22 protein-coding genes and 2 tRNA genes are annotated in these 22,200 nt (G+C 60.3%); 16 read left to right on the top strand and 8 right to left on the bottom strand.

The genetic code is table 11. The features are described from left to right. Window positions 1–37 precede the first annotated feature (37 nt). Window positions 38–310, top strand: a complete 273-nt coding sequence (locus WBQ96_RS13805; protein ID WP_165113299.1) for an HU family DNA-binding protein — start codon at window positions 38–40, stop codon at window positions 308–310. A 151-nt stretch (window positions 311–461) separates the two neighbouring features. On the opposite strand, the gene WBQ96_RS13800 is transcribed toward WBQ96_RS13805, so the two are convergent. Then, a tRNA-Val gene (locus WBQ96_RS13800) sits at window positions 462–537 on the bottom strand. Between the two features lie 215 nt (window positions 538–752). Between WBQ96_RS13800 and WBQ96_RS13795 the strand changes: the two genes are divergently transcribed. The 3 genes from WBQ96_RS13795 to WBQ96_RS13785 all read left to right on the top strand — a co-directional run bounded on the left by WBQ96_RS13795 (window position 753) and on the right by WBQ96_RS13785 (window position 2,688). Beyond that, window positions 753–829: transfer RNA gene (locus WBQ96_RS13795), tRNA-Asp, on the top strand. A 190-nt stretch (window positions 830–1,019) separates the two neighbouring features. Then, complete coding sequence (locus tag WBQ96_RS13790) at window positions 1,020–1,874, top strand: D-amino-acid transaminase (protein WP_336550800.1); 855 nt, start codon at window positions 1,020–1,022, stop codon at window positions 1,872–1,874. Window positions 1,875–2,052: 178 nt separating this feature from the next. Then, on the top strand, window positions 2,053–2,688 hold the full coding sequence (locus WBQ96_RS13785) for an invasion associated locus B family protein (protein ID WP_336550803.1): 636 nt from the start codon (window positions 2,053–2,055) through the stop codon (window positions 2,686–2,688). Window positions 2,689–2,704: 16 nt separating this feature from the next. On the opposite strand, the gene WBQ96_RS13780 is transcribed toward WBQ96_RS13785, so the two are convergent. Together WBQ96_RS13780 and WBQ96_RS13775 are read right to left on the bottom strand one after the other, a co-directional pair. Beyond that, window positions 2,705–3,982: a M23 family metallopeptidase gene (locus WBQ96_RS13780; protein WP_336550804.1), complete on the bottom strand. Its 1,278-nt coding sequence runs from the start codon at window positions 3,980–3,982 to the stop codon at window positions 2,705–2,707. A 325-nt stretch (window positions 3,983–4,307) separates the two neighbouring features. Further along, a complete protein-coding gene (locus WBQ96_RS13775; protein WP_336550805.1) occupies window positions 4,308–4,775 on the bottom strand; it encodes a peroxiredoxin in 468 nt (155 codons plus the stop codon). 95 nt (window positions 4,776–4,870) lie between these two features. Here WBQ96_RS13775 and WBQ96_RS13770 point away from each other — a divergent pair, with 95 nt between their 5' ends. After that, a complete protein-coding gene (locus tag WBQ96_RS13770) occupies window positions 4,871–8,290 on the top strand; it encodes a hypothetical protein (RefSeq protein WP_442920832.1) in 3,420 nt (1,139 codons plus the stop codon). Between the two features lie 19 nt (window positions 8,291–8,309). Here WBQ96_RS13770 and tyrS read toward each other — a convergent pair whose 3' ends face one another. Next, entirely contained in the window at window positions 8,310–9,563 is a 1,254-nt protein-coding gene (gene tyrS / locus WBQ96_RS13765) for a tyrosine--tRNA ligase (RefSeq protein ID WP_336550808.1), read from the bottom strand. A 105-nt stretch (window positions 9,564–9,668) separates the two neighbouring features. On the opposite strand from tyrS, the gene WBQ96_RS13760 reads away from it, so the two are divergent. After that, window positions 9,669–10,808 (top strand): anhydro-N-acetylmuramic acid kinase, encoded by a 1,140-nt coding sequence (locus WBQ96_RS13760; protein ID WP_336550810.1) that lies wholly within the window; start codon window positions 9,669–9,671, stop codon window positions 10,806–10,808. Between the two features lies 1 nt (window position 10,809). Here the strand turns inward: WBQ96_RS13760 and WBQ96_RS13755 are convergent, their stop codons facing one another. Continuing rightward, window positions 10,810–11,460, bottom strand: a complete 651-nt coding sequence (locus tag WBQ96_RS13755; protein WP_336550812.1) for an FMN-binding negative transcriptional regulator — start codon at window positions 11,458–11,460, stop codon at window positions 10,810–10,812. A 19-nt stretch (window positions 11,461–11,479) separates the two neighbouring features. Continuing rightward, a complete protein-coding gene (locus WBQ96_RS13750; protein WP_091912724.1) occupies window positions 11,480–12,154 on the bottom strand; it encodes an alpha/beta hydrolase in 675 nt (224 codons plus the stop codon). A gap of 231 nt (window positions 12,155–12,385) precedes the next feature. Between WBQ96_RS13750 and WBQ96_RS13745 the strand changes: the two genes are divergently transcribed. From WBQ96_RS13745 to sufA, 9 genes are all read left to right on the top strand, one after another. Then, window positions 12,386–13,549 carry a cysteine desulfurase family protein gene (locus WBQ96_RS13745; protein WP_336550814.1) on the top strand — a complete coding sequence of 388 codons (1,164 nt, stop codon included), beginning with the start codon at window positions 12,386–12,388 and terminating at the stop codon, window positions 13,547–13,549. Window positions 13,550–13,725: 176 nt separating this feature from the next. After that, window positions 13,726–15,249 (top strand): Fe-S cluster assembly protein SufB, encoded by a 1,524-nt coding sequence (sufB, locus tag WBQ96_RS13740; protein WP_165113319.1) that lies wholly within the window; start codon window positions 13,726–13,728, stop codon window positions 15,247–15,249. A 27-nt stretch (window positions 15,250–15,276) separates the two neighbouring features. Continuing rightward, on the top strand, window positions 15,277–16,032 hold the full coding sequence (gene sufC, locus WBQ96_RS13735; RefSeq protein ID WP_165113321.1) for a Fe-S cluster assembly ATPase SufC: 756 nt from the start codon (window positions 15,277–15,279) through the stop codon (window positions 16,030–16,032). Window positions 16,033–16,041: 9 nt separating this feature from the next. Beyond that, the gene (gene sufD / locus WBQ96_RS13730) at window positions 16,042–17,310 is read left to right on the top strand and encodes a Fe-S cluster assembly protein SufD (RefSeq protein ID WP_336550817.1); all 1,269 of its coding nucleotides are present in this window, start codon (window positions 16,042–16,044) and stop codon (window positions 17,308–17,310) included. A gap of 148 nt (window positions 17,311–17,458) precedes the next feature. After that, a complete protein-coding gene (locus tag WBQ96_RS13725) occupies window positions 17,459–18,694 on the top strand; it encodes a cysteine desulfurase (protein ID WP_336550819.1) in 1,236 nt (411 codons plus the stop codon). Next, entirely contained in the window at window positions 18,694–19,095 is a 402-nt protein-coding gene (locus WBQ96_RS13720) for an SUF system Fe-S cluster assembly protein (protein ID WP_442920833.1), read from the top strand. The genes WBQ96_RS13725 and WBQ96_RS13720 overlap by 1 nt, the downstream gene beginning before the upstream one ends. A 67-nt stretch (window positions 19,096–19,162) precedes the next feature. Further along, on the top strand, window positions 19,163–19,408 hold the full coding sequence (locus WBQ96_RS13715) for a type II toxin-antitoxin system ParD family antitoxin (protein WP_336550821.1): 246 nt from the start codon (window positions 19,163–19,165) through the stop codon (window positions 19,406–19,408). After that, window positions 19,408–19,719 (top strand): type II toxin-antitoxin system RelE/ParE family toxin, encoded by a 312-nt coding sequence (locus WBQ96_RS13710; protein WP_336550823.1) that lies wholly within the window; start codon window positions 19,408–19,410, stop codon window positions 19,717–19,719. The genes WBQ96_RS13715 and WBQ96_RS13710 overlap by 1 nt, the downstream gene beginning before the upstream one ends. Before the next feature lie 82 nt (window positions 19,720–19,801). After that, window positions 19,802–20,191: a Fe-S cluster assembly scaffold SufA gene (gene sufA / locus WBQ96_RS13705; protein WP_091912737.1), complete on the top strand. Its 390-nt coding sequence runs from the start codon at window positions 19,802–19,804 to the stop codon at window positions 20,189–20,191. A 5-nt stretch (window positions 20,192–20,196) separates the two neighbouring features. Here the strand turns inward: sufA and WBQ96_RS13700 are convergent, their stop codons facing one another. Next, window positions 20,197–20,694 (bottom strand): GFA family protein, encoded by a 498-nt coding sequence (locus WBQ96_RS13700; RefSeq protein ID WP_336550825.1) that lies wholly within the window; start codon window positions 20,692–20,694, stop codon window positions 20,197–20,199. A 115-nt stretch (window positions 20,695–20,809) separates the two neighbouring features. Here WBQ96_RS13700 and WBQ96_RS13695 point away from each other — a divergent pair, with 115 nt between their 5' ends. After that, window positions 20,810–21,133, top strand: a complete 324-nt coding sequence (locus WBQ96_RS13695; protein WP_165113337.1) for a TfoX/Sxy family protein — start codon at window positions 20,810–20,812, stop codon at window positions 21,131–21,133. Here the strand turns inward: WBQ96_RS13695 and WBQ96_RS13690 are convergent. Beyond that, on the bottom strand, window positions 21,103–21,969 hold the full coding sequence (locus WBQ96_RS13690) for a PfkB family carbohydrate kinase (protein WP_336550827.1): 867 nt from the start codon (window positions 21,967–21,969) through the stop codon (window positions 21,103–21,105). The genes WBQ96_RS13695 and WBQ96_RS13690 overlap by 31 nt on opposite strands. Window positions 21,970–22,200: the final 231 nt, after the last annotated feature.

Below are 22,200 nucleotides of genomic sequence, written 5' to 3'. Positions count from 1 at the left end.
GTCGTTAGTCCCGGTTTTCTCATGGAAGGAAATTTTAATGAACAAGAACGAATTGGTGTCTGCTGTCGCTGAGGCCGCTAACATTGCCAAGGGCGATGCGCAGTCCGCTGTTGAAGCGGTCTTCTCCGTGATCACCGGCGAGCTGAAGAAGGGTGGCGACGTTCGTCTGGTCGGCTTCGGAAATTTCACCGTGTCAAAACGCGCCGCTTCGACGGGCCGCAACCCGCAGACCGGCGCCGAAGTGCAGATTCCGGCGCGCACCGTGCCGAAGTTCTCGGCCGGCAAGGGTCTCAAGGACGCCGTGAACTAAGTTTTCGACAAATTGTCGAATTTGGAAAAGCCGGGCCCCACGCCCGGCTTTTTCTTTGTCGTAGATTTGGCGTCAGCCGAACCGCGACGATCGCGGTCGCGCAAAGCGACATGCCGCTTTGCTTTGACGGTATGTAATGACCGGAGGGATTTGGTGGGCGATGACGGGCTCGAACCGCCGACATCTTCGGTGTAAACGAAGCGCTCTACCAACTGAGCTAATCGCCCGACGCGAGCGGACGTTTAAGCGGTTCGTCTCTGAACCGCAAGGAGAATTCGCGGGTTTTTTGGTATTATCGTCCGGTTTCTTGGTTGTTGCGCTGCTTGTGAAAAAACCTTTAGCCGAGTGGCGAAATGCTGCACTGGAGCGCTTGACACTCACCACCGAACCCCTTAATTCCACGCCCAACGACGCGGCACGAACTCAAGTGTCTGCGTCTTGCGCGGGTGTAGCTCAGTTGGTTAGAGTGCCGGCCTGTCACGCCGGAGGTCGCGGGTTCGAGCCCCGTCACTCGCGCCATTTCTCGAACGACTTATAGTCGTTCAGAAATGTTTCCTTCCAAAATCTCGAATACTTGTATTCGTGCCTAAGGCGATAGCCGGGCACGGAATTGGTATGTGGATTATTGTGTTGATCTGACAGAACCAATTTCCTCCCGGCATCCATTGTTCTAGCTTTCCCCCAGTTCGAAACAGGAATGGACCGTCGAATGGAACGGATTGTCTACGTAAACGGCGGGTACGTTCAGGAGAGCGACGCCAAGGTTTCGGTGTTCGATCGGGGCTTTCTGTTCGCTGACGGCGTCTATGAGGTTACCTCCGTGCTGGAGGGCAAGCTGATCGACTTCGACGGCCACTTGCGCCGCCTTCGCCGATCGCTTGCCGAACTGGGGATGGCGATGCCTTGCCCGGACGAAGAACTACTCAACATTCATCGCCAACTCGTTGCAAAGAATGCCGTCGTCGAAGGGCTGGTCTATCTTCAGGTCACGCGCGGCGCTGCCGACCGTGATTTTGCCTTCCCCAGGGATGTTCCCCAGACATTGGTTCTGTTCACGCAGGCAAAATCGATCGTGGACAGCCCCCTGGCGAAGCGTGGTGCCCGCGTGGTTTCGGTAGACGATCTCAGATGGGGCAGGCGCGACATCAAGACCGTGCAGTTGCTCTACCCGTCAATGGCGAAGATGATCGCGCAGGAGAAGGGCGCAGACGATGCCTGGCTCGTCCAGGACGGGCTGGTGACCGAAGGCACCTCGAACAACGCCTATATCGTCACGCAGGACGGCACGATCGTGACCAGGGACCTGTCCAGCGACATTCTTGCCGGCATCACGCGAGCGGCCGTCCTGAAATGCGCGCGCGAACTGCAAATGAAAGTGGAAGAGCGGCCATTCTCGATCGCGGAAGCGTTGACGGCGCGCGAAGCCTTCACGACCTCGGCGACGGGTTTTGTCTGCCCGGTGGTGGAGATCGACGGAACTGCGTTGAGTGACGGCAATCCCGGCGCCGTAGCTGTCAGGCTTCGCCAGGCCTACATCGAGGAAAGCCTCAAGGCAGCCATTTGAGCCAGGCGTCAGCTGGCGTGCGGCTCCATTGAGCTTTGTTTCGTCTGCCGTGCCGTGGTTGACCATGGTTTTCGCGCGACATCGCATGTAAAGGCAGAATGGGCGGGCAGGTTTGTGTCGACGGCATGGTGCCGCGGGACTTTGCTGTGCCTGCATCTCAAGGGGGAGAGTGTCGGGCATGGGCGGACGTTTGAAAATCACAGCTGTGTCGATCATCGCGGCAAGCGCGGTCGCCCTGGCCGCCCATGCGGCCACAGGGGGAACGATGTCAGCGGTTCAGCCGGATCAGCTTGCTGAGAGCATTCCCGCGGGCCAGGGGGACGTTCTGCTGGCGCAGAACGCGACGGCTCCAGCGGCTCCCTCAAACCTCCCTGGTGGGGCATCCTCGTTGCAGGAAACCTATGAGGACTGGCAGGTGGCCTGCGTGCAGCGGGGGGAGGGAAAGTTCTGCTCGATGTCGCAACAGCAGGCCCAGCAGAGCGGCCAGCGCATCCTCGCGATAGAGATCAACAAGATTGACGCCGGCAAGACAGAAGGCGTCCTTGCGCTGCCGTTTGGCCTCGCGCTGGATTCGGGCGTTACCCTTCAGGTCGACGAGAAGCCTGCCGGAAAGCCTCTGCGTTTTCGCACATGCATACCGGCCGGGTGCCTCGTCCCGGTCAGCTTCGATGCTGCGATGGTCACCGCGCTGCGGGGCGGAACGGCACTCAAACTCGCGGCCGCGGCAAGCGACAACGGCCAGCCGGTGAATTTCTCGATTTCGCTGAAAGGTTTCGGCGCCGCCCTGGATCGGACGGCAGCGCTGGTAAAGTAGCCCGGGTTCTTATCGCCTAGAGATACTGGCCGACCTTCTTGCCCAGCTTCAGAAAGCGCAGCGGGTCGACGGCTTCGCCGTTGCGGCGGACCTCGTAGTGAAGATGCGGGCCGGTGGAGCGGCCGCTGGTGCCGACTTCGCCGATCGTATCGCCGGTGGCGATCTTCTGGCCTTCCCTGACGTCGATCCTGCTCAGATGAGCGTAGCGGGTCGAGAAGCCGCTGCCATGATCGACCTCGACCATGCGGCCGTACCCGCCGTTCCAGCCGGCCTTTACGACTGTTCCTGCGGCGGTGGCGCGCGCGTCCGAGCCCATGGGTGCGCGAAAATCCATGCCCGAATGAAGGGCAGGGGTGCCGAGCAGCGGGTCCCGACGTACGCCGAAGGTGCTGGAAATCGACCGGCCCGGCGCGGGATTGGCCAAAGGCAGCCGCTGCGCTTCCTTCTTCACCTTGTCGAGCTTGTCCAGCGCCTCGTCCAGTTCCTTCACCTTGGTGTCGAACATCGTGGGATTGTCGACGGCAATCAGCGGGCCGCCGACATCGGTCTTGCCGAAATCTGCGTCAACGGGAAGACCGGCTGACTCGAGCGCGTCGGAGATGGCGTCGGCGGTCTGGTAGGCATTTTCAGCCAGGGAATCTATGCGGGCGAGCTGTTCGCTCTCAATCGTGCGCAGCGACTGGTTGAGGGTGACGAACACCTTGTCGGCATGATCGGCAGATGAGTCTGCCTGGGCTGCCGAGTTGCGGGTCGACCACAGGGCGAACGGGTTCTTTGTGCTGCCGACTGCGGCGTAGGCCAATTGCGTGTCGGCAGCCGGAGCGACCAGTTCAACGCGTGTTTCTGGTTTTGCCGGTGCGGAGCCGTCTGCAGGCGTTGCGCCCTTCACCACCGCTTCCGCACGATCCAGCAACGGGCCAAGTCTGCCGTGACGTTTGGTTAATTGGCTTTGACGCTCGATCAGTTCGGAAACCTTCGTTTCCATAAGCTGCTGGTCGAGCAATTGTCGGCTGGTTATGCGGTCCACTTGTGAGCGCAGAGCAGAGATTCGATCCTCATAGGCCTGCTGCATGCGCGCCTGCCGTGCGGTGGCCGCACCAATGAGATCGTCACGCAACACCAGGTAGGACGTCGCCAGAAGATAGCCGATCGCCAGTGCTGCAAATGCCGAACCGACAAAGGCCGCCATCCAGGGGCGCACCGTGAAATGCCTGATTTCGCTGCCGCGCGCGATGATGATCGTGTGCGGTTCCTTGCGTTTACCGAATACCACTGCCTGATCGGATTGTTTCACGGAACCAACTTCCACGCCGGAGACCAACGACAGGTTGATTACACATTGTTAGGGTTAACAAAGCTTTTCGCGCGCTGATTTTAACTGCGCAATCAGAAAGGAATACGTTGTTGGGGAGGGGATGCGGAAACAAAAAACCCGCCATGAGGCGGGTTTTCAAAACTCAATTTCCATCCGCTTTGCGGCTATCGCAGGAACAGCCAGAGCAGGATGATGATCGGAATAGGGATGCCAAGCATCCACAGCAATACGCCGCGTAACATGTCTTCCTCCGCGTGGTTGATCGTTCGAAAATCAAACGCCGGAAGGTCGAAATTGTTCCACTCTACAGTGCGCGTGTAGCTTCCAGGACCTCGGCGGCATGGCCGGGTACTTTCACCTTGCGCCATATCCTGGCGATGCGGCCGTCCGCACCGATCAGGAATGTGGAGCGCTCCACGCCCATATATTTGCGCCCATACATGCTTTTCTCGGTCCACACTCCATATGCTTCGAGAGCTTTGCGTTCCTCGTCCGCGACGAGTTCGACCGCGAGCTTATGCTTGGTCTTGAACTTGTCGTGGCTCTTGACGCTGTCAGGCGACATGCCGAGGACGATTGCGCCTGCCTTCTCGAAATCGGGCTTCAGCAATGAAAAGTCGATCGATTCTGCCGTGCAACCAGAAGTGTCGTCCTTGGGGTAGAAATAGAGCACCACTTTCTGGCCACGAAGGCTGGCAAGGCTGAGTTTCCCGCCGCCATCTCGTGGCAGTTCGAAGTCCGGTGCATTGTCTCCTGCCGAGAGTTCAGTCATATCGGTGCCCTTGTTTGAGGTTACGCGCGAACCCACAGAGATATATTGTCGTTCTGGGATTCGTCCACGACTGAAACGCTGTCACGGGATACCGTGTGGATCACAAGGTACCAAAACACGAGAAGATACGGTTTCGGCGCCACGAAATCACGGATCTTAGCGCCTTTCCATCTGCGGAGGGCCAGGACTTCGGAAAGCCGCGCCCGACAATTGCCAGGCGCTGCGGAAGGTTCGCACTAGCGGCTGGAGCGGTGCTGGCGATCGTGTTCGGGGTGCTTGCTGCGGTTATTTTCGTAATCGGGTATTCCGGAATGGGCAGCGAACGGCTGCGCGCCGAAGCAGAGAAGGCGATCGAGACCTTTGCCGGCGTGGACGTCACTGCTTCGATGGGGCCTGCCGGCGTTTCCGTCGACGGCTCACGGCTGGTTGCGCTGGAGGTTCGCGATGTGAGCGTAAAAGCCGCTGACGGAGCGCCGATCATCGATGCGGGGCTGGTGCGATTCGGGGTGCGCTTCCTGCCGTTGCTTTCGGGCAATATCCGGCTTGGGAGCGCCAGGATTTCCGATGCGCGGATCACCACGGCAGCGATGCCGATGGCCGACAGGGGCGACTGGACCAAAATCCTGAAGAACGACGACGGCCTGATCAATCCCGACAAGGTCGCCGAAGCGATATTCGGTCAGGTCAGCCGGGCGCTTGACGCATTGGAGGTCGGCTCGACGCGCCAGATACAGCTGGAGAATGTCGAATTCATCCTTCCGGAAGACGGTCGCGTGCGCATCGTACGCATAGCCGAAGCCTCGCTAAGCGAATCCGCGCCAGGTGAACTCACCTTTACTGGCGACGTCGAGATCGATGGCCGCGAGCTCACGCTGACCGGCACGGCTACGCGCGATACGGTTTCGCGCCGTATCACCGACCTCAACGCGCAGGTGAAGACGGCTGCCTTGACGGAAAAAACGTCCGCGCAGGAAACGCCGGCGACAGAAAACAGCAGCGATGTTGGCGATTTCAGCCTGACGATCGCCGGACAGCAAGGAATTGCAACCAATCCCAGCCAGTTGACGGCGTCGCTCTCGCTCGATCGCGCAGTGCTTGACCTGGGCAAGGACGGAGCTTTCAACGGCGCAGTCGATGTTCAGGCCACGCTGCTGACGGGGTCGAACAAGATCGAGATCGATCGGCTTCGCGTGGCCACCGGGCGGACCAACCTCGAATTCAACGGTGCCATAGGGCCTCGGCCGGCTACCGGCCTTGCCGGCGACAAGCCGGCCTACCGGTATGAACTTGTCAGCAGTACAGCAACCCTTGCGCCCGGCGATTCGCCCGAGCCCGCGCTTGATGTGATCGCGCGCGTGAACGGCACCTTCGATGCCGAGGCAAATCTGATAACCGCCGACCAGATCGCCGTCAAAAGCGGGTCCGGAGAGGTTGTTGGAACAGCTTCGCTGGAAATCCCCGGCGGCGGCAAGGCACCGGGGATTGCGCTGGCGTTGAACGTCCACGACATGCAGGTGTCCCACGTCAAGCAAATATGGCCCTGGTTTGCCGCCAAGGGGGCGCGAAACTGGGTTCTGGATCATGTTTTCGGCGGGCGGGTCGTTGATGGCCGGTTGCAGTTCAAGGTCGTGCCCGATCGTCTCGGAAACGGCATCCCGCTCACCGCCGACGAGGTCTCGGGCAGGTTTCAGCTGGATGACACGCGATTCGACACAACGGGTTTGATACCGCCGGTTCGCGACGCCATGGGCGTGGTGGATTTCCGGGGCAACGATGTCGATATCTCGCTATCGTCGGGAACGGTTTTTCTTCCGAGCGGTCGTAGCGTGGCCGCCAGCGACGGCAAACTCAGGATTGAGAAAGCCAATCGACCGCCGCTGATTGGGGCGCTCGACATCAATGTTGCTGGCGAGGCTGCCGCAATCACCGAGCTCGCTTCCTACGATCCGATCAACGCCATGCGCTTTGTGGGCATGAAGCCGGATGAGTTCAGCGGCAAGGTGAGCGGCAACGTAAAGGCGGACATCCCGCTTTCGAAGGGTATCGATGCGAGCAAGCTCTTTTGGCATGTGGCGCTCGCCTATGAGAATCTGTCGCTTGCCAGGCCGCTCGATGGCCAGCGCATCAGCAATGCGGACGGTACGATCGTCGTCGAGCCCGACAATGCCGTGATCGCCGCCAAGGCAAAACTGAACGGGATTCCCGCCGATATTTCTATTGTCGAACCGTTGCGGGGCGGCGGACCGGAACGTCAGCGCAAGGTTCAGCTTGTGCTTGACGATGCCACGCGCGAAAGCGTCATGCCCGAGCTTTCAACCATGGTTTCGGGCACGATCAAGGTCAATCTCGATGCAACGACGGCGGGCAAGCAGAGCGTCACAGCCGACCTGACGAACACAAAACTCGACATACCTTGGGTGGGCTGGTCGAAAGGTCCGGGGATCGCTGCCGACCTCAGTTTCACGCTGCAGAAATCCGAAGGCAATTCGACGCTGTCGGACTTCAAGCTCGAAGGAAAATCGTTTGCGCTCGGCGGCTCGATAGCGCTTGCAGGCGGAAGTTTCTCCTCTGCCCGCCTTACGACGGTGAAACTCAATCGCGACGACAATGTCGCGGTTTCGATCAAGCGTTCGGGCAAAAGCTATTCGGTAGACGTCAGTGGCAGCCAGATGGATGCGCGGTCACTGATCAAGCAGTTCACTTCGGATGTCGGCTCGAGTCCCGGGAAAGCGAACGGCGGGGCAGGGGTTTCCGTAAATCTCGACGTCAAGGCGATTACCGGGTTTGGCGGCGAGCAACTCTCCAACGTCGCTGTCAGTTACAGCGGCGCCGGGTCGAGGGTGAACGGACTGAAGGTGTCGGCGGTGACTGGTTCGGGAAGCGCGGTCACGGTGCGCAGTTCGTCGGATGGCGGCCAGCGCAGCCTGCAGATGCAGTCGGCGGACGCCGGGGCGATCCTGCGTTTCATGAACATCTACGACAATATGCAAGGTGGGGCCATCAAGCTGGCGCTGTCGGCTGCCGGCGACGGCCCCATGCGTGGGCAGGTCGACACCAGCAACTTCTGGATTGTAAACGAGCCGAGGCTGGCGTCGATCGTGTCGACCACGCCACCCGGCGACGAGCGCAGCCTGAACCAGGCGGTGAAAAGCAATATCGATACGTCGCGGGTGCAGTTCGAGCGCGGCTTTGCCCAGATCGAAAAAGGCCAGGGCTATCTGAAGATCGGCAATGGCGTGCTTCGTGGGCCGCTGATCGGCACGACTTTCCAGGGGACGCTCTATGACGAGCGCGGAAACATGGCGATGACCGGCACTTTCATGCCCGCCTATGGCCTGAACCGGATATTTGGCGAGATCCCGCTGTTCGGTGCAATCCTGGGCAATGGGCGCGACCGCGGGCTGATCGGCGTGACCTACCGGCTTTCTGGCAACGCCAAGTCACCCAACATGCAGATCAATCCGCTGTCGGTCATTGCGCCGGGAATATTCCGGTCGATCTTCGAGTTTCAGTGAGCAGCCGTTTGGCGGTCGGTCAAACCGGCCGCACCAGGATGTGCTTTTTCTTGCCGAGCGAAAGCTTCACGACGCCTTCGGAGGTGAGATCGGCGCCCGAGATGATTTTCCGCTCGTCGGAAACGGCAGCATCATTCACGCGCACCGCACCGCCCTGAACGTGGCGGCGGGCTTCGCCGTTGGAGCCGGCAAGACCGGCTGTCACGAACAACGCAAGAATGCCGATGCCGGCTTCAAGATCAGCCTTGCCAATCTCGACCGTCGGCAGCGTGTCGGCGAAAGCGCCTTCCTCAAAAGTCTTGCGCGCGGTTTCTTCGGCTTGCTGTGCGGCGTCGCGGCCATGCAGCATGGAGGTCACTTCGGTGGCGAGTACCTTCTTGGCGTCGTTGATTTCCGAACCGCCAAGCTTTTCGAGACGCGCGATCTCATCCAGCGGAAGCGTCGTGTAGAGCTTCAGGAAGCGCCCGACATCGGCATCCTCGGTGTTGCGCCAGTATTGCCAGAACTCGTAGGGGCTCAGCATGTCGGCATTCAGCCAGACCGCGCCATTCATCGACTTGCCCATCTTGGCACCGGACGAGGTTGTCAGCAGCGGCGAGGTGAGCGCGTAGAGCTGCGGCGTGCGCAGCCGGTGGCCGAGATCGATGCCGTTGACGATGTTGCCCCACTGGTCCGAGCCGCCCATCTGCAGCTTGACGCCGTAGCGATTGCTGAGCTCGACGAAATCGTAGGCCTGCAGGATCATGTAGTTGAATTCGAGGAAGGACAACGATTGCTCGCGGTCGAGCCGCTGCTTTACCGAATCGAAGGCGAGCATGCGGTTGACCGAGAAATGCTGGCCGACGTCGCGCAGGAATTCGAGGTAGTTGAGCGGCAGCAGCCACTCGGCATTGTTCACCATCACCGCGTCGCGCGGGCCGTCGCCAAAGGTCAGGTAGCTCGAAAAGACCTTCTTGATGCCATCGATGTTGGATTGGATCGTCTCGGGCGTCATCAGCTTGCGCGCCTCGTCCTTGAAAGACGGATCGCCGACCATACCCGTGCCGCCGCCCATAAGTGCCACCGGCCGATGTCCGGTCTGCTGCATCCAGTACAGCATCATGATCTGGATCAGGCCGCCGGCGTGGAGGCTCGATGCCGTCGGGTCGAAGCCGATATAGGCCGAAACCGTTTCCGTGGCGAAAAGCTTGTCGAGGCCGGCATCATCTGATGTCTGGTGGATGAAGCCGCGCTCGGAAAGGATGCGCAGGAAATCGGATTTGAAGGCGGACATTTTTTCTTTCCCGAGAATTCCACGGCGCATACGAGGCTGCCGTGGCAAGTGTGGTCGGGCGCGTTTAGCATCTGGCGGCAGGGAATCACAAGAACGGCGACCAAAATGACGACAACATGCGCGATCGGCCTGATGAGCGGTACGTCGATGGACGGCATCGACATCGCCATGCTGCGGACCGACGGCGTCGCCGAAATCGAGACAGGGCCGTCGCTGTTCGTGCCTTACGAGGCCGCTTTCAGGCGGCGCATCGAGAATTCGCTGGAAACGGCGAAGGCCATCGTGAAGCGCGAGGATCGGCCCGGCGATCTGGCGGACCTCGAACGTGAAATCACACTGCGGCACGCGCGCGCTGTCGAAGCCTTTCTGGCCTCGCCGGCCGGCGCATGGGGCAGGCCGGACGTGATCGGCTTCCATGGCCAGACGGTGCTGCACCGTCCACAAGCCGGTGTCACCGTGCAACTGGGCGACGGTGCGCTTCTGGCGCGCGAGCTTGGCGTGCCGGTGGTCTACGACATGCGCGCCAACGACATGGTGCATGGCGGGCAGGGCGCGCCGCTGGTGCCCGCCTATCATGCCGCTCTGGCGCGGACCCTGCCGGAGCCTTTTTCCGGGCGATATCCGGTCGTCTTCGTTAATGTCGGCGGCATTTCCAACATCACCTATGTGCCTGAGAAGGGTGATCCGGTCGCTTTCGATACCGGGCCCGGCAACACGCTGATCGACCAATGGGTTTCGCGCGAGGGCGGCGTGCCGTTCGATGCGGGCGGTGCGATTGCCAGCGAGGGTGGGATCATTGTTTCGGTAGTCGAGCGTTATCTGGAAGTGCCGTTCTTCGAGAAGGCGGGACCGAAATCGCTCGACCGCAACGATTTCACGCTGGAACTCGCGAAAGACCTGGAATTGTCGGACGGCGCGCGCACGCTGGCAGCCGTTTCAGCCGAAGCTATACTGAAATCGGGCGAGCATATGCCCGAGAAGCCGAAACTCTGGATCGTCTGCGGCGGCGGTCGCAAGAACCCGCATATCGTCGGCGACTTGCGCGCCGGCGCTGAAAAGGCGGGTGCCGAGGTGATCGTCGCAGAGGACGCCGGGCTTGATGGCGATGCGACAGAGGCGGAAGCCTGGGCTTTCCTGGCGGTGCGGTCGCTGAGCGGACTGCCGCTGACCTTCCCGACGACCACGGGCTGCCGGGAAGCGGTTAGCGGCGGCGTACTGGCTCAACCGTCCGAAGTGCGAGCCTGATCTATTCGCCGCTCAGCCCGCCATACTGGCGCACCAGATGCGCCATCTCGGCGGTGCCGGTCGTTTCTGTTTCCAGCCCCTCCGCCACGCCGGCGCGATCCGCGACCGGGCGGTTCTGGCTGACCTTCCATTTGCCTTCGATGCTGGTGATGTCGATCTCGAGGCCGATGATGCCTTTGATCTGCGCCTGGATGAAAGCTTTAGGCGCGTCGGTCACCTTCCACGGTTCGGCGCGGGCGGCTTCGTGGCTGGCGGTTAGTTCCGCAATCTGACCGGCGAGCCAGTCCTTGTCGTCGATCACGCGCACCCGGCCACGAACCTGAACGATGGCATAGTTCCAGGTCGGCACGACCTTTCCCGTTTCGCGCTTCGTCTCGTACCAGGACGGCGTGACATAGGTGTCCGCCCCCTGGAACACGACAAGCACCGGCATGTCGGGATTATCGGCCAGCATGCGCCATTGCGGGTTTGCCCTGGCAAGGTGCGCGCGCAGCCTGCCATGCGGCGGCACGCCGCCATCGAGCAGGAAAGGCAACGGATTGGCGACCGGGCCGTCCTGCCCGTTCGAGACGAGCAGGCCGAGCGGATGCGCGCGAATCAGGGAATGCAGGACGTCCAGCCGCGTTTCGATGAAATGAGGAGGCTGGTACATCGGCGTTTGTCCTGCGTGTTTATCTCAGCCGCTTGGGCCGTGGATCGGAAAGTTCGCCGGCGAGGCGCCGGTCGAGATAGTCGGAGCATTCCTCGAGCAGCAATTCGGCGTCATTGGCGAAGAAATGGTTCGCGCCGGGCAGCGTCTTCTGCGTGATCGTGATGCCCTTCTGGGTATGCAACTTATCGACCAGTCCTTGAACGTCCTTCGGCGGTGCGACCTTGTCGGCATCACCATGGATGATAAGGCCGGACGACGGGCAAGGGGCCAGGAAGGAGAAATCATAGGTGTTGGGCTGCGGCGCGATCGAGATAAAGCCTTCGATCTCCGGACGGCGCATCAGAAGCTGCATACCAATCCAGGCGCCGAAGGAGTAGCCGGCAACCCAGCAGGTCTTCGAATCCGGATGCAATGCCTGGATCCAGTCGAGCGCTGCGGCGGCATCCGACAATTCGCCGGTGCCGTGGTCGAATTCGCCCTGGCTGCGGCCGATGCCGCGGAAATTGAAGCGAAGCGTGGTGAAATTCCGCTTCTGGAACATATAGAAGAGGTCGTAGACGATCTTGTTGTTCATCGTGCCGCCGAACTGTGGGTGCGGATGCAGGATGATGGCGATCGGCGCATTCTTTTCCTTCGACGGCTGATAGCGTCCTTCCAGACGACCGGCCGGACCGGCGAAAATGACCTCAGGCATGAATAACTCCACTTAACTCGTGCAAAAACTTGACCGCCGCTTGGAACAATTCTGCCGCTGGCCTTGACGCAGCGCGGGCGTCTTCTTAGAAGCTAGTTTAGAACTGTTCAAAACTGGGTGGGCTGGCCACCTGTTTGACAATGCGGGTAAATAGGACGTCTGGCCTTGGAATTTCAAGGAAATAACGTTCAACCCGGCGGAATGCCGAATTAAAGGACCGATCGAGCGCAAATGGCTGCCTCACGCGCCTATCTCGACCACAATGCGAGCGCCCCGCTGTTGCCGGGCGCGCGCGAAGCCATGGTCGCAGCTCTCGGCATCATAGCCAATCCATCCTCCGTTCACAGTGAGGGACGGGCGGCCCGGCGCATCATCGAGGATGCAAGGCGCGACGTGGCTGCGCTGATCAACACCAAGCCCGAGCATGTCGTCTTCACCTCGGGTGCGACTGAGGCCGCGACGACGCTTCTGACGCCGGACTGGCAGATGGGGCGCGGCGCGGTCCGCATGTCGAAGGTCTATGTGTCGGCTGCCGATCATCCCTGCCTGTTGAACGGCGGCCGCTTCGGCATTGAGCGCACGATCCATATCGGCGTCGATGGTGACGGAATTACCGATCTGGACGCTTTGAGGCAGGCGCTCGCTGCTCACGACAAGGCCGAAGGTTTGCCGCTCGTAGCTATCCACGCCGCCAACAACGAAACCGGCGTGATCCAGCCGCTCGGCAAGATCGCCGAGGTCGTCAAGGCGGCTGGTGGTGTATTCGTGGTCGATGCGGTTCAGGCCGCTGGCCGCATTCCGCTCGATCTGGCAACGGGTTATGCCGACTATTTGATATTGTCGTCGCACAAGATCGGCGGGCCGAAAGGCGTCGGCGCATTCGTTGCCGCATCCGACCTGATGATGCCGAAGGCGCTCGTCACCGGTGGTGGGCAGGAGCGCGGATTTCGTGCGGGCACGGAAAATCTCGCCGCGATTGCCGGCTTTGGTGCGGCTGCACGCGAAGCAAAGATTGCGCTCGCCGGGATCGATCAGGTTCGGGCGCTACGTGACAGCCTCGAAGCTTCGATCCTGTCGCTTGCGCCCGATGCAGAAATATTCGGACGCCGGAGCGAACGGCTTGCCAATACGATTTTCTTCGCTATTCCAGGCGTCAAATCGGAAACGTCGCAAATCGCCTTCGATCTGGCGGGTGTGGCGCTGTCGGCCGGCTCGGCCTGTTCGTCGGGCAAAGTCGGCCCCAGCCATGTGCTGAAGGCCATGGGACACGACAATCCGGAAGGCGCGCTTCGCGTCTCGATCGGCCCGGCGACCACGCAGGCCGAGATCGAGCAGTTCACGGCGGTGCTAGCTGGAATCCTGGCGCGTCGCGCCGAAAAAACGAAAGCCGCCTGAGGGGTGGATGGAATTTGGCCTTCTGGGCCAACGAGTCGGTGCGTTTTGGAGCGTTTGTAACGCTTCCAACGGGTGAATTTCCCGGCAAGACGCACTATATGGAACTTACGCCGCGCCAGCGGTGCCATAGTTTGAAAACTGTCGGGCCTTGACCCCGGCGTGGATGGAGAACGCTTATGCCTGCTGTGCAGGATACGATCGATCGGGTTCGTAAGATCGACGTTGACCAATACAAGTACGGTTTTGAGACAGAGATCGAGATGGACAAGGCGCCGAAAGGCCTGTCCGAAGACACGATCCGTTTCATCTCGAAGAAGAAGGACGAGCCGCAATGGATGCTGGAATGGCGTCTTGAGGCTTTCCGCCGCTGGTTGACGCTCGAGGAGCCGACCTGGGCGCGCGTCAACTATCCGAAGATCGATTTTCAGGACATTTATTACTACGCCGCGCCGAAAAGCACGCCGGGGCCGACCTCGCTTGAGGAAGTCGATCCGGAATTGCTGAAGGTCTACGAAAAGCTCGGAATCCCGCTGAAAGAGCAGGAGATTCTCGCCGGCGTCCAGAAGCCGAAGGCGGAAGCCGACGAGTTCGACGAAGCTGGCGACAATGTCTACAAGTCCGGCCGCGTTGCGGTCGACGCGGTGTTCGATTCCGTTTCGGTCGTCACGACCTTCAAGAAGGAGCTGGCGCAGGCCGGCGTTATCTTCTGCTCGATCTCGGAAGCGATCCGCGAGCACCCGGAATTGGTGAAGAAATATCTCGGCACCGTGGTGCCGACGACCGACAATTATTACGCGACGCTGAATTCGGCCGTCTTCACCGACGGTTCGTTCGTGTTCGTGCCCAAGGGCGTTCGCTGCCCGATGGAGCTGTCGACCTATTTCCGTATCAACGAGAAGAACACCGGCCAGTTCGAGCGCACGCTGATCATCTGCGAGGACGGCGCTTACGTTTCCTACCTCGAAGGCTGCACCGCACCTCAGCGCGACGAAAACCAGCTTCACGCAGCCGTGGTCGAGCTTGTCGCGCTCGACGATGCCGAGATCAAATACTCGACCGTGCAAAACTGGTATCCGGGCGACGCGCAGGGCAAGGGCGGCATCTACAACTTCGTCACCAAGCGTGGCGATTGCCGCGGCAAGAACTCCAAGATTTCCTGGACGCAGGTCGAGACCGGTTCGGCGATCACCTGGAAATATCCGAGCTGCATTCTGCGTGGCGACAATTCGCGCGGCGAGTTCTATTCGATCGCCGTGTCGAACGGTTACCAGCAGGTTGATAGCGGCACCAAGATGCTGCACCTCGGCAAGAACACGTCGAGCCGCATCATCTCTAAGGGCATCGCCGCCGGCTTCTCGCAGAACACCTATCGTGGTCAGGTCTCGGCCCATCGCAAGGCGGAGAATGCGCGCAACTTCACCCAGTGCGACTCACTGCTGATCGGCGAGGACTGCGGTGCGCATACCGTGCCCTACATCGAGGCAAAGAATTCGTCGGCGCAGTTCGAGCATGAGGCGACGACCTCGAAAATTTCCGAGGACCAGCTGTTCTACGTCATGCAGCGCGGCATTCCGCAGGAAGAAGCCATTGCGCTGATCGTCAACGGCTTCGTCAAGGAAGTCATCCAGGAACTGCCGATGGAGTTCGCGGTCGAAGCGCAGAAGCTCATCGGCATTTCGCTTGAGGGTTCGGTCGGCTGACCGGTATTGGAATTCAGGAAGAAAAATATGCTTGAGATCAAGAACCTGCATGCCCGGATCGCCGAGAGCGGCGTTGAAATCATCCGCGGGCTGAACCTTACCGTGAAGGCCGGCGAAGTTGCCGCTATCATGGGCCCGAACGGTTCGGGCAAGTCGACCTTGTCCTACATCCTCGCCGGCCGGCCTGACTATGAGGTCACCGAAGGCGAGATTTTGTACAATGGCGAGTCGATCCTTGAGATGGATCCCGCCGAGCGTGCTGCCGCGGGCATTTTCCTCGCTTTCCAGTATCCGATGGAGATACCGGGCGTGGCGACCATGGAATTCCTGAAAGTCGCGATGAATGCCCAGCGCAAGGCGCGCGGCGAAGAGCCGCTGAAGATTCCTGAGCTGATCAAGCGCGTCAAGGAAGAGGCAGGCCTGCTCAGCATGGACATGGCGATGCTGAAGCGTCCGCTGAATGTCGGCTTCTCCGGCGGCGAGAAGAAGCGAGCGGAAATCCTGCAGATGAAGCTGCTTCAGCCAAATCTCTGCGTGCTCGACGAGACCGATTCCGGCCTCGACATCGACGCGCTGAAGATCGTCTCGGACGGTGTCAACGCGTTGCGTTCGCCGGACCGCGCCATCGTGGTCATCACCCACTACCAGCGCCTGCTCGAACACATCGTGCCGGACTCGGTGCATGTGCTTTACAAGGGCCAGGTCATCAAGTCGGGCGACAAGTCGCTGGCTTTCGAGCTGGAAGAGAACGGCTATGCCGGGATCATCGAAGAGGCGGCATAGGTGAGTGTCATGAATATGCATGCAACACCGCAACGAACGGCAGCCGAAACGGCGCTGATCGACGCGTTCGGCGAGCGCCTGTCGCTGCTGCCGGGCGACGGCGAGGTCATGGTCAAGCGCGACGATGCCATCGAGGCGCTGAAGGCGGGCCTGCCGACCAAGCGCATCGAATCCTGGCACTATACCGACCTGCGCCGCCTGCTGACCTCGGTTCCGGCCTATGACGGTGCAGTTCAGGCCAAGGCCATTGCGCCGCTGCTTGAAGGTTCGACGGTGCTTTCGGCGCTCAACGGTGCGGCCGCAGGCAAGCTTCCTTCCATCGAAGGCGTGACTGTCCAGTCTCTGGCCGAGAAGCTCACGGACGGCAGCTTTGCCCCGGCGCTCGACCCTTACGGTTTTGACGACGCGATCGGCGCGCTGAACACCGCCTTTGTCGCCGACGGCTATTTCGTCGATATCGCTGACGGCACCGAACTCGAAACACCGCTCGAATTACAGAATGTGCAGGCCGGCGGACAGACGCATATGCGCTTCCCCGTCCGTATCGGCACCGGCGCCAAGGCGACGATCGTCGAGCGACAGACCGGCGAGGGCGCCGCACTCGTCAGCTCGATCAGCCAGCTTCTGCTCGGTGACGATGCCGAGGTGCTTTGGCTGATCGTGCAGGAGCAGCCGGACACGGCAACGCATCTGGCGCAGTTCAAGGCCAAACTCGGCAAGAATTCGAAGCTGACGCTTTTTGTGATGAATGCCGGCGGCAAGCTGGTTCGTCAGGAGATTATCGTCGACGCGGCCGGCGAAGGCTCTGTATTCACGTTGCGCGGCATCAATCTGCTCGCCGGCGACACGCATACCGACGTCACGATGGTGCTCGACCATTCGGTACCGCACACCAGTTCGACGGAAGTCATCCGCAACGTCGTCACCGGCAAGGCGCGCGGCGTGTTCCAGGGCCGCATCAATGTCGCTCAGTATGCGCAGAAGACCGACGCGAAGATGGCCTGCAACACGCTGCTTCTGTCGGATGACGGCGAGTTTTCGGCCAAGCCGGAGCTCGAAATCTTTGCCGACGACGTGCAGTGCGGCCATGGTGCTACCGTCACCGAGATCGACCGCAACCACCTGTTTTACCTGATGGCGCGCGGCATCGACGAAAAGACGGCGCGCGGTTTGCTGGTCAAGGCGTTCGTCGCCGAGGTCATCGAGGAACTGGAAGTCGAGCCGGTTGTCGAGGCGCTGGAAGCGCTGCTCGACGGATGGTTCCAGACGCATGGGTGAGGCATGATGGTTGGCGGTGCCGATAGCCCTCGCGTCGTCATCCTCGGGCTTGTCCCGAGGATCTGCTGCGTTGAAAGGGAAGCGTTTGCCAGCGTGAACCTCGTAGATCCTCGGGACAAGCCCGAGGATGACGGCAGGGAGGTTTGACATGGACCAAGTATTAGCCCCCTACGACGTCGAGGCGATCCGGCGCGATTTTCCGATCCTGTCGCGCGAAGTCTATGGCAAGCCGCTGGTCTATCTCGACAATGGCGCTTCGGCGCAGAAGCCGCAGGTCATGCTAGATGCGGTCCAGCACGCCTATGCCAATGAATACGCCAATGTGCATCGCGGCCTGCATTTCCTGTCGAACGCCGCGACCGATGCCTATGAAAAGGCTCGCGAAACGGTTCGCCGCTTCCTCAATGCCGGCAGTGCGGAAGAGATCGTTTTCACCTCGAACACGACTTCCGCGATCAACACGGTCGCCTATGGTTTCGGCATGCCGAATATCGGCAAGGATGACGAGATCGTCATTTCGATCATGGAGCATCATTCCAACATCGTGCCGTGGCATTTCATCCGCGAGCGGCAGGGCGCAAAGCTTGTCTGGGTGCCGGTCGACGATGAAGGCGTGTTCCATATCGAGGAATTCGAAAAGCGCCTGACGGACCGCACCAAGCTGGTAGCGATCACGCAGATGTCGAACGCGCTCGGCACCGTCACGCCGATCAAGGAAATCGTGCGGATTGCGCATGCGCGCGGCATTCCGGTGCTGGTCGACGGCAGCCAGAGTGCTGTGCACATGCCTATCGACGTGCAGGATCTGGACTGCGATTTCTTCGTCTTCACCGGGCACAAGGTCTATGGGCCGAGCGGCATCGGCGTGCTTTATGGCAAGCGCGATATGCTGGAGCGCATGCGGCCTTTCCAGGGCGGCGGCGAGATGATCACCGAGGTGACGGAAGACAACGTCACCTATAACGACCCGCCGCACCGTTTCGAGGCCGGCACGCCGCCGATCGTCCAGGCGATCGGGCTCGGCGCTTCGCTCGAATATATGGAAAAGGTCGGCCGCGAGGCGATTGCCGCGCATGAAGCCGATCTGAAGAATTATGCGCATGAGCGCCTGCGCTCGATCAACTCGCTGCGCATCTTCGGCGACGCGCCGGGCAAGGGCGCGATCGTGTCGTTTGAACTGCAGGGCATTCACGCGCATGATGTGTCGATGGTCATCGACCGGGCGGGCGTGGCGGTGCGCGCCGGCACGCATTGCGCACAGCCGCTGTTGAAACGCTTCGGTGTAACCTCCACATGCAGGGCATCCTTCGGCATGTATAATACGCGCGCTGAAGTGGATGCTTTGGCAGAAGCGCTTGAAAAAGCGCGGAAATTCTTCGGGTGATGATGATGGAAGACGCAAGCGTTGCAACCGAATCCAAGCCCGAGGAAGAGCAGGGCGGCAGCGTGGTTTCAGCTTCGGCCATTCCCGCCGAAGAACTGGCGCGGCTGACCGACGACATCGTCTCGGCGCTGAAGACGGTTTACGACCCTGAAATTCCGGCCGACATCTATGAACTCGGCCTCATCTACAAGATCGACATCGAAGACGACCGCTCGGTCAAGATCGACATGACGCTGACCGCGCCCGGCTGCCCGGTTGCCGGCGAAATGCCGGGCTGGGTGCAGAATGCAGTCGGCGCGGTGGAAGGCGTTTCCGACGTCGAGGTCAACATGACCTTCGATCCGCCGTGGACGCCAGACCGCATGTCGGAAGAGGCGCAGGTCGCCGTCGGGTGGTATTGAGCGCGCTGATAACAAAAATTGCGCATTTTCTGTTATTTTTGTATGATGCTTTGAAAAGGAGAGCATCATGAATGTGTCGCTCGGAGAACGCTGGGAAAGTTTTGTAGCCTCGGCCGTTGAAGAGGGAAGATATGGTTCCGCCAGCGAAGTGGTTCGAGAGGGTCTGCGCCTCGTAGAAGAGCGTGAGGCGAAGCTTCTGGCACTCCGGCAAACAATCGAGACCGCAATCGACCGTGGTGGCAATCACAGCGAGGAAGACGTCGAACGGGCGCTGAAGGCGAAACTCGACAGCTGGGCGGCAGAACTGCCCTGATGCGGGAACTTCGCTTTTCCAGTGAAGCGCTCGACAATCTTCTGGATATCGCAATTTACATTGCGACCACGACCGGCAGCCGTTTCCTGGCCGAGGCATTTGTCGGTGAGCTAAGGCAAAAGTGCGCCAGGCTGGCGTCGCTTCCCGGTACGCTCGGGCGAGAGCGAACGGAGTTGAAGCCGGGTCTGCGCAGTTTCGCTTTCAAGGGCTACGTCATCTTTTTTCGGTATATGGATGACGTCTTCGAAGTGGTGACGGTGCTTGAAGGCCATCGTGATTTCATCGCGTACTACCGGGACGACGATATCTGATTGCGACTTGCCAACCGGACTTCGATCGACCATCTATAGGGTATCCGGCAGGCCTTGAACCTGCATGGGCATGGAGAATGAAATGGGACGCTTTGCCGTCATAAGCATGACCGAAAAGGCCGCTTCTCGCGTCAACGAGATCGTGGCGACCCGTGAAGGTGCGCAGGGCATTCGCCTTGGCATCAAGAAGGGCGGCTGTGCGGGCATGGAGTATACGGTCGATCTCGTGACCGAGCCCAACCCCAAGGACGATCACATCGAGCGTGACGGCGCCCATGTCTATGTCGCGCCGGAAGCAGCGCTTTTCCTGTTCGGCACGGTGATGGATTTCGAGGTGACGCAGCTTCGCACCGGGTTCACCTTTACCAATCCGAACCAGAGTTCGGCCTGCGGCTGCGGTGAATCTGTCGAACTGAAGCCCGCCGACCTCAAGCAGCTTGCCGAGGCGAGAGCGTCAGCCGGCGCTGCCTGAACGGCCTAGTCGACCCACATACCGGTCCTTTTGTGCCATTCGGCGATCGATTCTTCGGGATAGACGTCGAATGTCTTGTCGCCCTTGGCGATATCCGGCTCAATCCAGTTCGCCTTGTATTTCAGCATCAGGTGCGTGCGCTGCGGCGGGATGGGCAGGTCGGTGTCGATCGCTGAGGCGAAGGGGTGGACAAGCTCCGGCCATGTCGGGTCGTAGAGCCACAGGGCTGCCCCGCATCTCTTGCAGAAATTGCGCTCTCCGCTGGAAACCTCGCAGACCGGATGCTCGTCGTCCTCGATCTTGGCACGATAGACGCCAATGTGGCGCTTGCCTGTGACCTTCATCGTCTCATTGTCGGCGCCCAGATTGATGGCATAACCGCCGCTGCCCTGCTGTTTGCGGCAGATCGAGCAGTAGCAGAGCTGGTAGGGGGCAGGGGTATGGCTCTCGACTTCGAAATGAACGGCACCGCAGTGGCATGAGCCTTTGAGCAGGACGGGCATTCTGGCAACTCCTGGCAATCGATCGCTTCGATATATCACGTACGGGCGTTAAACCTGTCAGCAGAGCTTTGGTTGCCAGCATGACAAGTTCAGGGCCGCGTGACATCATCACGCCATGGACGACGAACGCATCCGCGAAATTTTCGACGGGCTTGGGCCGGTTTCAATCCGTCGCCTGTTTGGCGGCAAGGGCGTCTATTTCGATGGCGTCATCATCGCGGTCGAGATCCGTGGCGAATTCCGGCTGAAGGCAGATGCACAAAGCGCGCCCGATTTCGAAGCTGCCGGCTGCACCCAATGGACCTACACCGGGTCGAGGCATGGCAAGACAGTCGCCATGCCTTACTGGAGCATCCCTGAAGACGCGCTCGATGATCCCGAAGAGATGACGGTCTGGGCGCGCAGGGCCTATGAGGCGGGCTTGCGCGCCGGCAAGTGAGTGCCCGGTTCTTGAGCCGGGCTTGTTGCCGAGAGCGCCTCGCGCATCGGCAATCCGCGCATCAGAGCGACTATTGTGGCGCCTGCCAATGCCGCGAGTGAATATGCGGGATCGAGCGCTCGAATCGAAAAGAGGGATTTCCGGTCGAAACCGACGGTTGTTCCGTCGTCTTCCATGATGATGCCGCATGCGAGGCCGCGCTCGCGCAGCTCCTCTGCAATCGATGCAATCTCGCTCTTTCCTCTATCGCCCGAAAGCACAATGGCGCCTTCGCGTTTCATGAAAAGGCATGCGAGTTCAGGCAGAAGATTCGCGAAACGCAGGATCCTGGTCGAAGACTCTGCAATCGCAAACAACGGCTTGCCGGCGGCGAGCGTTGCGAGCTTTTCGAGGGCAGCGGCGGGCATGGCGGCATCGCAAAGAATTGCGTCGGATTGCGCCACCGCCTCGCGCATCTTCGAACGCCGCATCTGCTTCGGAAAGACAAGGTCGTAGAGCGCCGTGTCGTCGAGCCCGGCAATGAGGCGGTGGTCGCTGTCCAGCAAGACCGTCCGGCTCGGCGTCTTGCGATCCAGGAAAATCACGGAAAGGTCCGAAATACCTTCTGCGGCAATGGCGCAGGATACGGTTTCGCCCGCGACGTCTCCGCCTCTCACCGAGATCAGCGAAGCGGAGTCGCCGTGTCGTATGACTATCCGCGCGGCATTGAACGCATCGCCGCCGACATCCTCGCGCATCACGCCCGGATTGAATTCGCCGGGCGTGAATGAGCCTGTGATCTGGCCGTGCCGGACTATATGCGCGCCGCCTATGGCCAGAATTCTGGAAGACTTCATCGCGCATCCTGTTAAAATGAAAACCCGGTGGCGGATCTTGCGGATCTTATCGCGCGGGCATGGGTGTTGGACAATCCGAAGCAGCGATTCGCGGAGGCTGCGCCTCCGGCAGCCAAATGCCTGCGCAATCGCAGCTATCAGTGTGTGTCTATGGTACAAAAATAGAACATGTGTGGAAATCGATTATTTATCAACCACTTGAGACCTCTTGCCAAATTAGAACAAAAGAGG

This window comes from Mesorhizobium sp. CCNWLY176 (genome assembly GCF_037153935.1).
GTDB classification, from domain to species: Bacteria; Pseudomonadota; Alphaproteobacteria; order Rhizobiales; family Rhizobiaceae; genus Mesorhizobium_M; species Mesorhizobium_M zhangyense.
Note: the sequence above shows the minus strand (reverse complement) of the source record. Positions and strands in the feature narration are given on the sequence as shown.

What these genes read in the sequence shown, in the direction of transcription:
- WBQ96_RS13750 (WP_091912724.1), bottom strand. Translation starts at nt 12,154, where the DNA reads ATGCCTGAGGTCATTTTCGCCGGTCCGGCCGGTCGTCTGGAAGGACGC.
- sufA (WP_091912737.1), top strand. Translation starts at nt 19,802, where the DNA reads ATGGGACGCTTTGCCGTCATAAGCATGACCGAAAAGGCCGCTTCTCGC.
- WBQ96_RS13775 (WP_336550805.1), bottom strand. Translation starts at nt 4,775, where the DNA reads ATGACTGAACTCTCGGCAGGAGACAATGCACCGGACTTCGAACTGCCA.
- WBQ96_RS13755 (WP_336550812.1), bottom strand. Translation starts at nt 11,460, where the DNA reads ATGTACCAGCCTCCTCATTTCATCGAAACGCGGCTGGACGTCCTGCAT.
- WBQ96_RS13760 (WP_336550810.1), top strand. Translation starts at nt 9,669, where the DNA reads ATGACGACAACATGCGCGATCGGCCTGATGAGCGGTACGTCGATGGAC.
- WBQ96_RS13700 (WP_336550825.1), bottom strand. Translation starts at nt 20,694, where the DNA reads ATGCCCGTCCTGCTCAAAGGCTCATGCCACTGCGGTGCCGTTCATTTC.
- WBQ96_RS13720 (WP_442920833.1), top strand. Translation starts at nt 18,694, where the DNA reads ATGATGATGGAAGACGCAAGCGTTGCAACCGAATCCAAGCCCGAGGAA.
- WBQ96_RS13805 (WP_165113299.1), top strand. Translation starts at nt 38, where the DNA reads ATGAACAAGAACGAATTGGTGTCTGCTGTCGCTGAGGCCGCTAACATT.
- WBQ96_RS13695 (WP_165113337.1), top strand. Translation starts at nt 20,810, where the DNA reads ATGGACGACGAACGCATCCGCGAAATTTTCGACGGGCTTGGGCCGGTT.
- WBQ96_RS13690 (WP_336550827.1), bottom strand. Translation starts at nt 21,969, where the DNA reads ATGAAGTCTTCCAGAATTCTGGCCATAGGCGGCGCGCATATAGTCCGG.
- sufC (WP_165113321.1), top strand. Translation starts at nt 15,277, where the DNA reads ATGCTTGAGATCAAGAACCTGCATGCCCGGATCGCCGAGAGCGGCGTT.
- WBQ96_RS13790 (WP_336550800.1), top strand. Translation starts at nt 1,020, where the DNA reads ATGGAACGGATTGTCTACGTAAACGGCGGGTACGTTCAGGAGAGCGAC.
- WBQ96_RS13785 (WP_336550803.1), top strand. Translation starts at nt 2,053, where the DNA reads ATGGGCGGACGTTTGAAAATCACAGCTGTGTCGATCATCGCGGCAAGC.
- sufD (WP_336550817.1), top strand. Translation starts at nt 16,042, where the DNA reads ATGAATATGCATGCAACACCGCAACGAACGGCAGCCGAAACGGCGCTG.
- WBQ96_RS13725 (WP_336550819.1), top strand. Translation starts at nt 17,459, where the DNA reads ATGGACCAAGTATTAGCCCCCTACGACGTCGAGGCGATCCGGCGCGAT.
- WBQ96_RS13710 (WP_336550823.1), top strand. Translation starts at nt 19,408, where the DNA reads ATGCGGGAACTTCGCTTTTCCAGTGAAGCGCTCGACAATCTTCTGGAT.
- WBQ96_RS13745 (WP_336550814.1), top strand. Translation starts at nt 12,386, where the DNA reads ATGGCTGCCTCACGCGCCTATCTCGACCACAATGCGAGCGCCCCGCTG.
- sufB (WP_165113319.1), top strand. Translation starts at nt 13,726, where the DNA reads ATGCCTGCTGTGCAGGATACGATCGATCGGGTTCGTAAGATCGACGTT.
- tyrS (WP_336550808.1), bottom strand. Translation starts at nt 9,563, where the DNA reads ATGTCCGCCTTCAAATCCGATTTCCTGCGCATCCTTTCCGAGCGCGGC.
- WBQ96_RS13715 (WP_336550821.1), top strand. Translation starts at nt 19,163, where the DNA reads ATGAATGTGTCGCTCGGAGAACGCTGGGAAAGTTTTGTAGCCTCGGCC.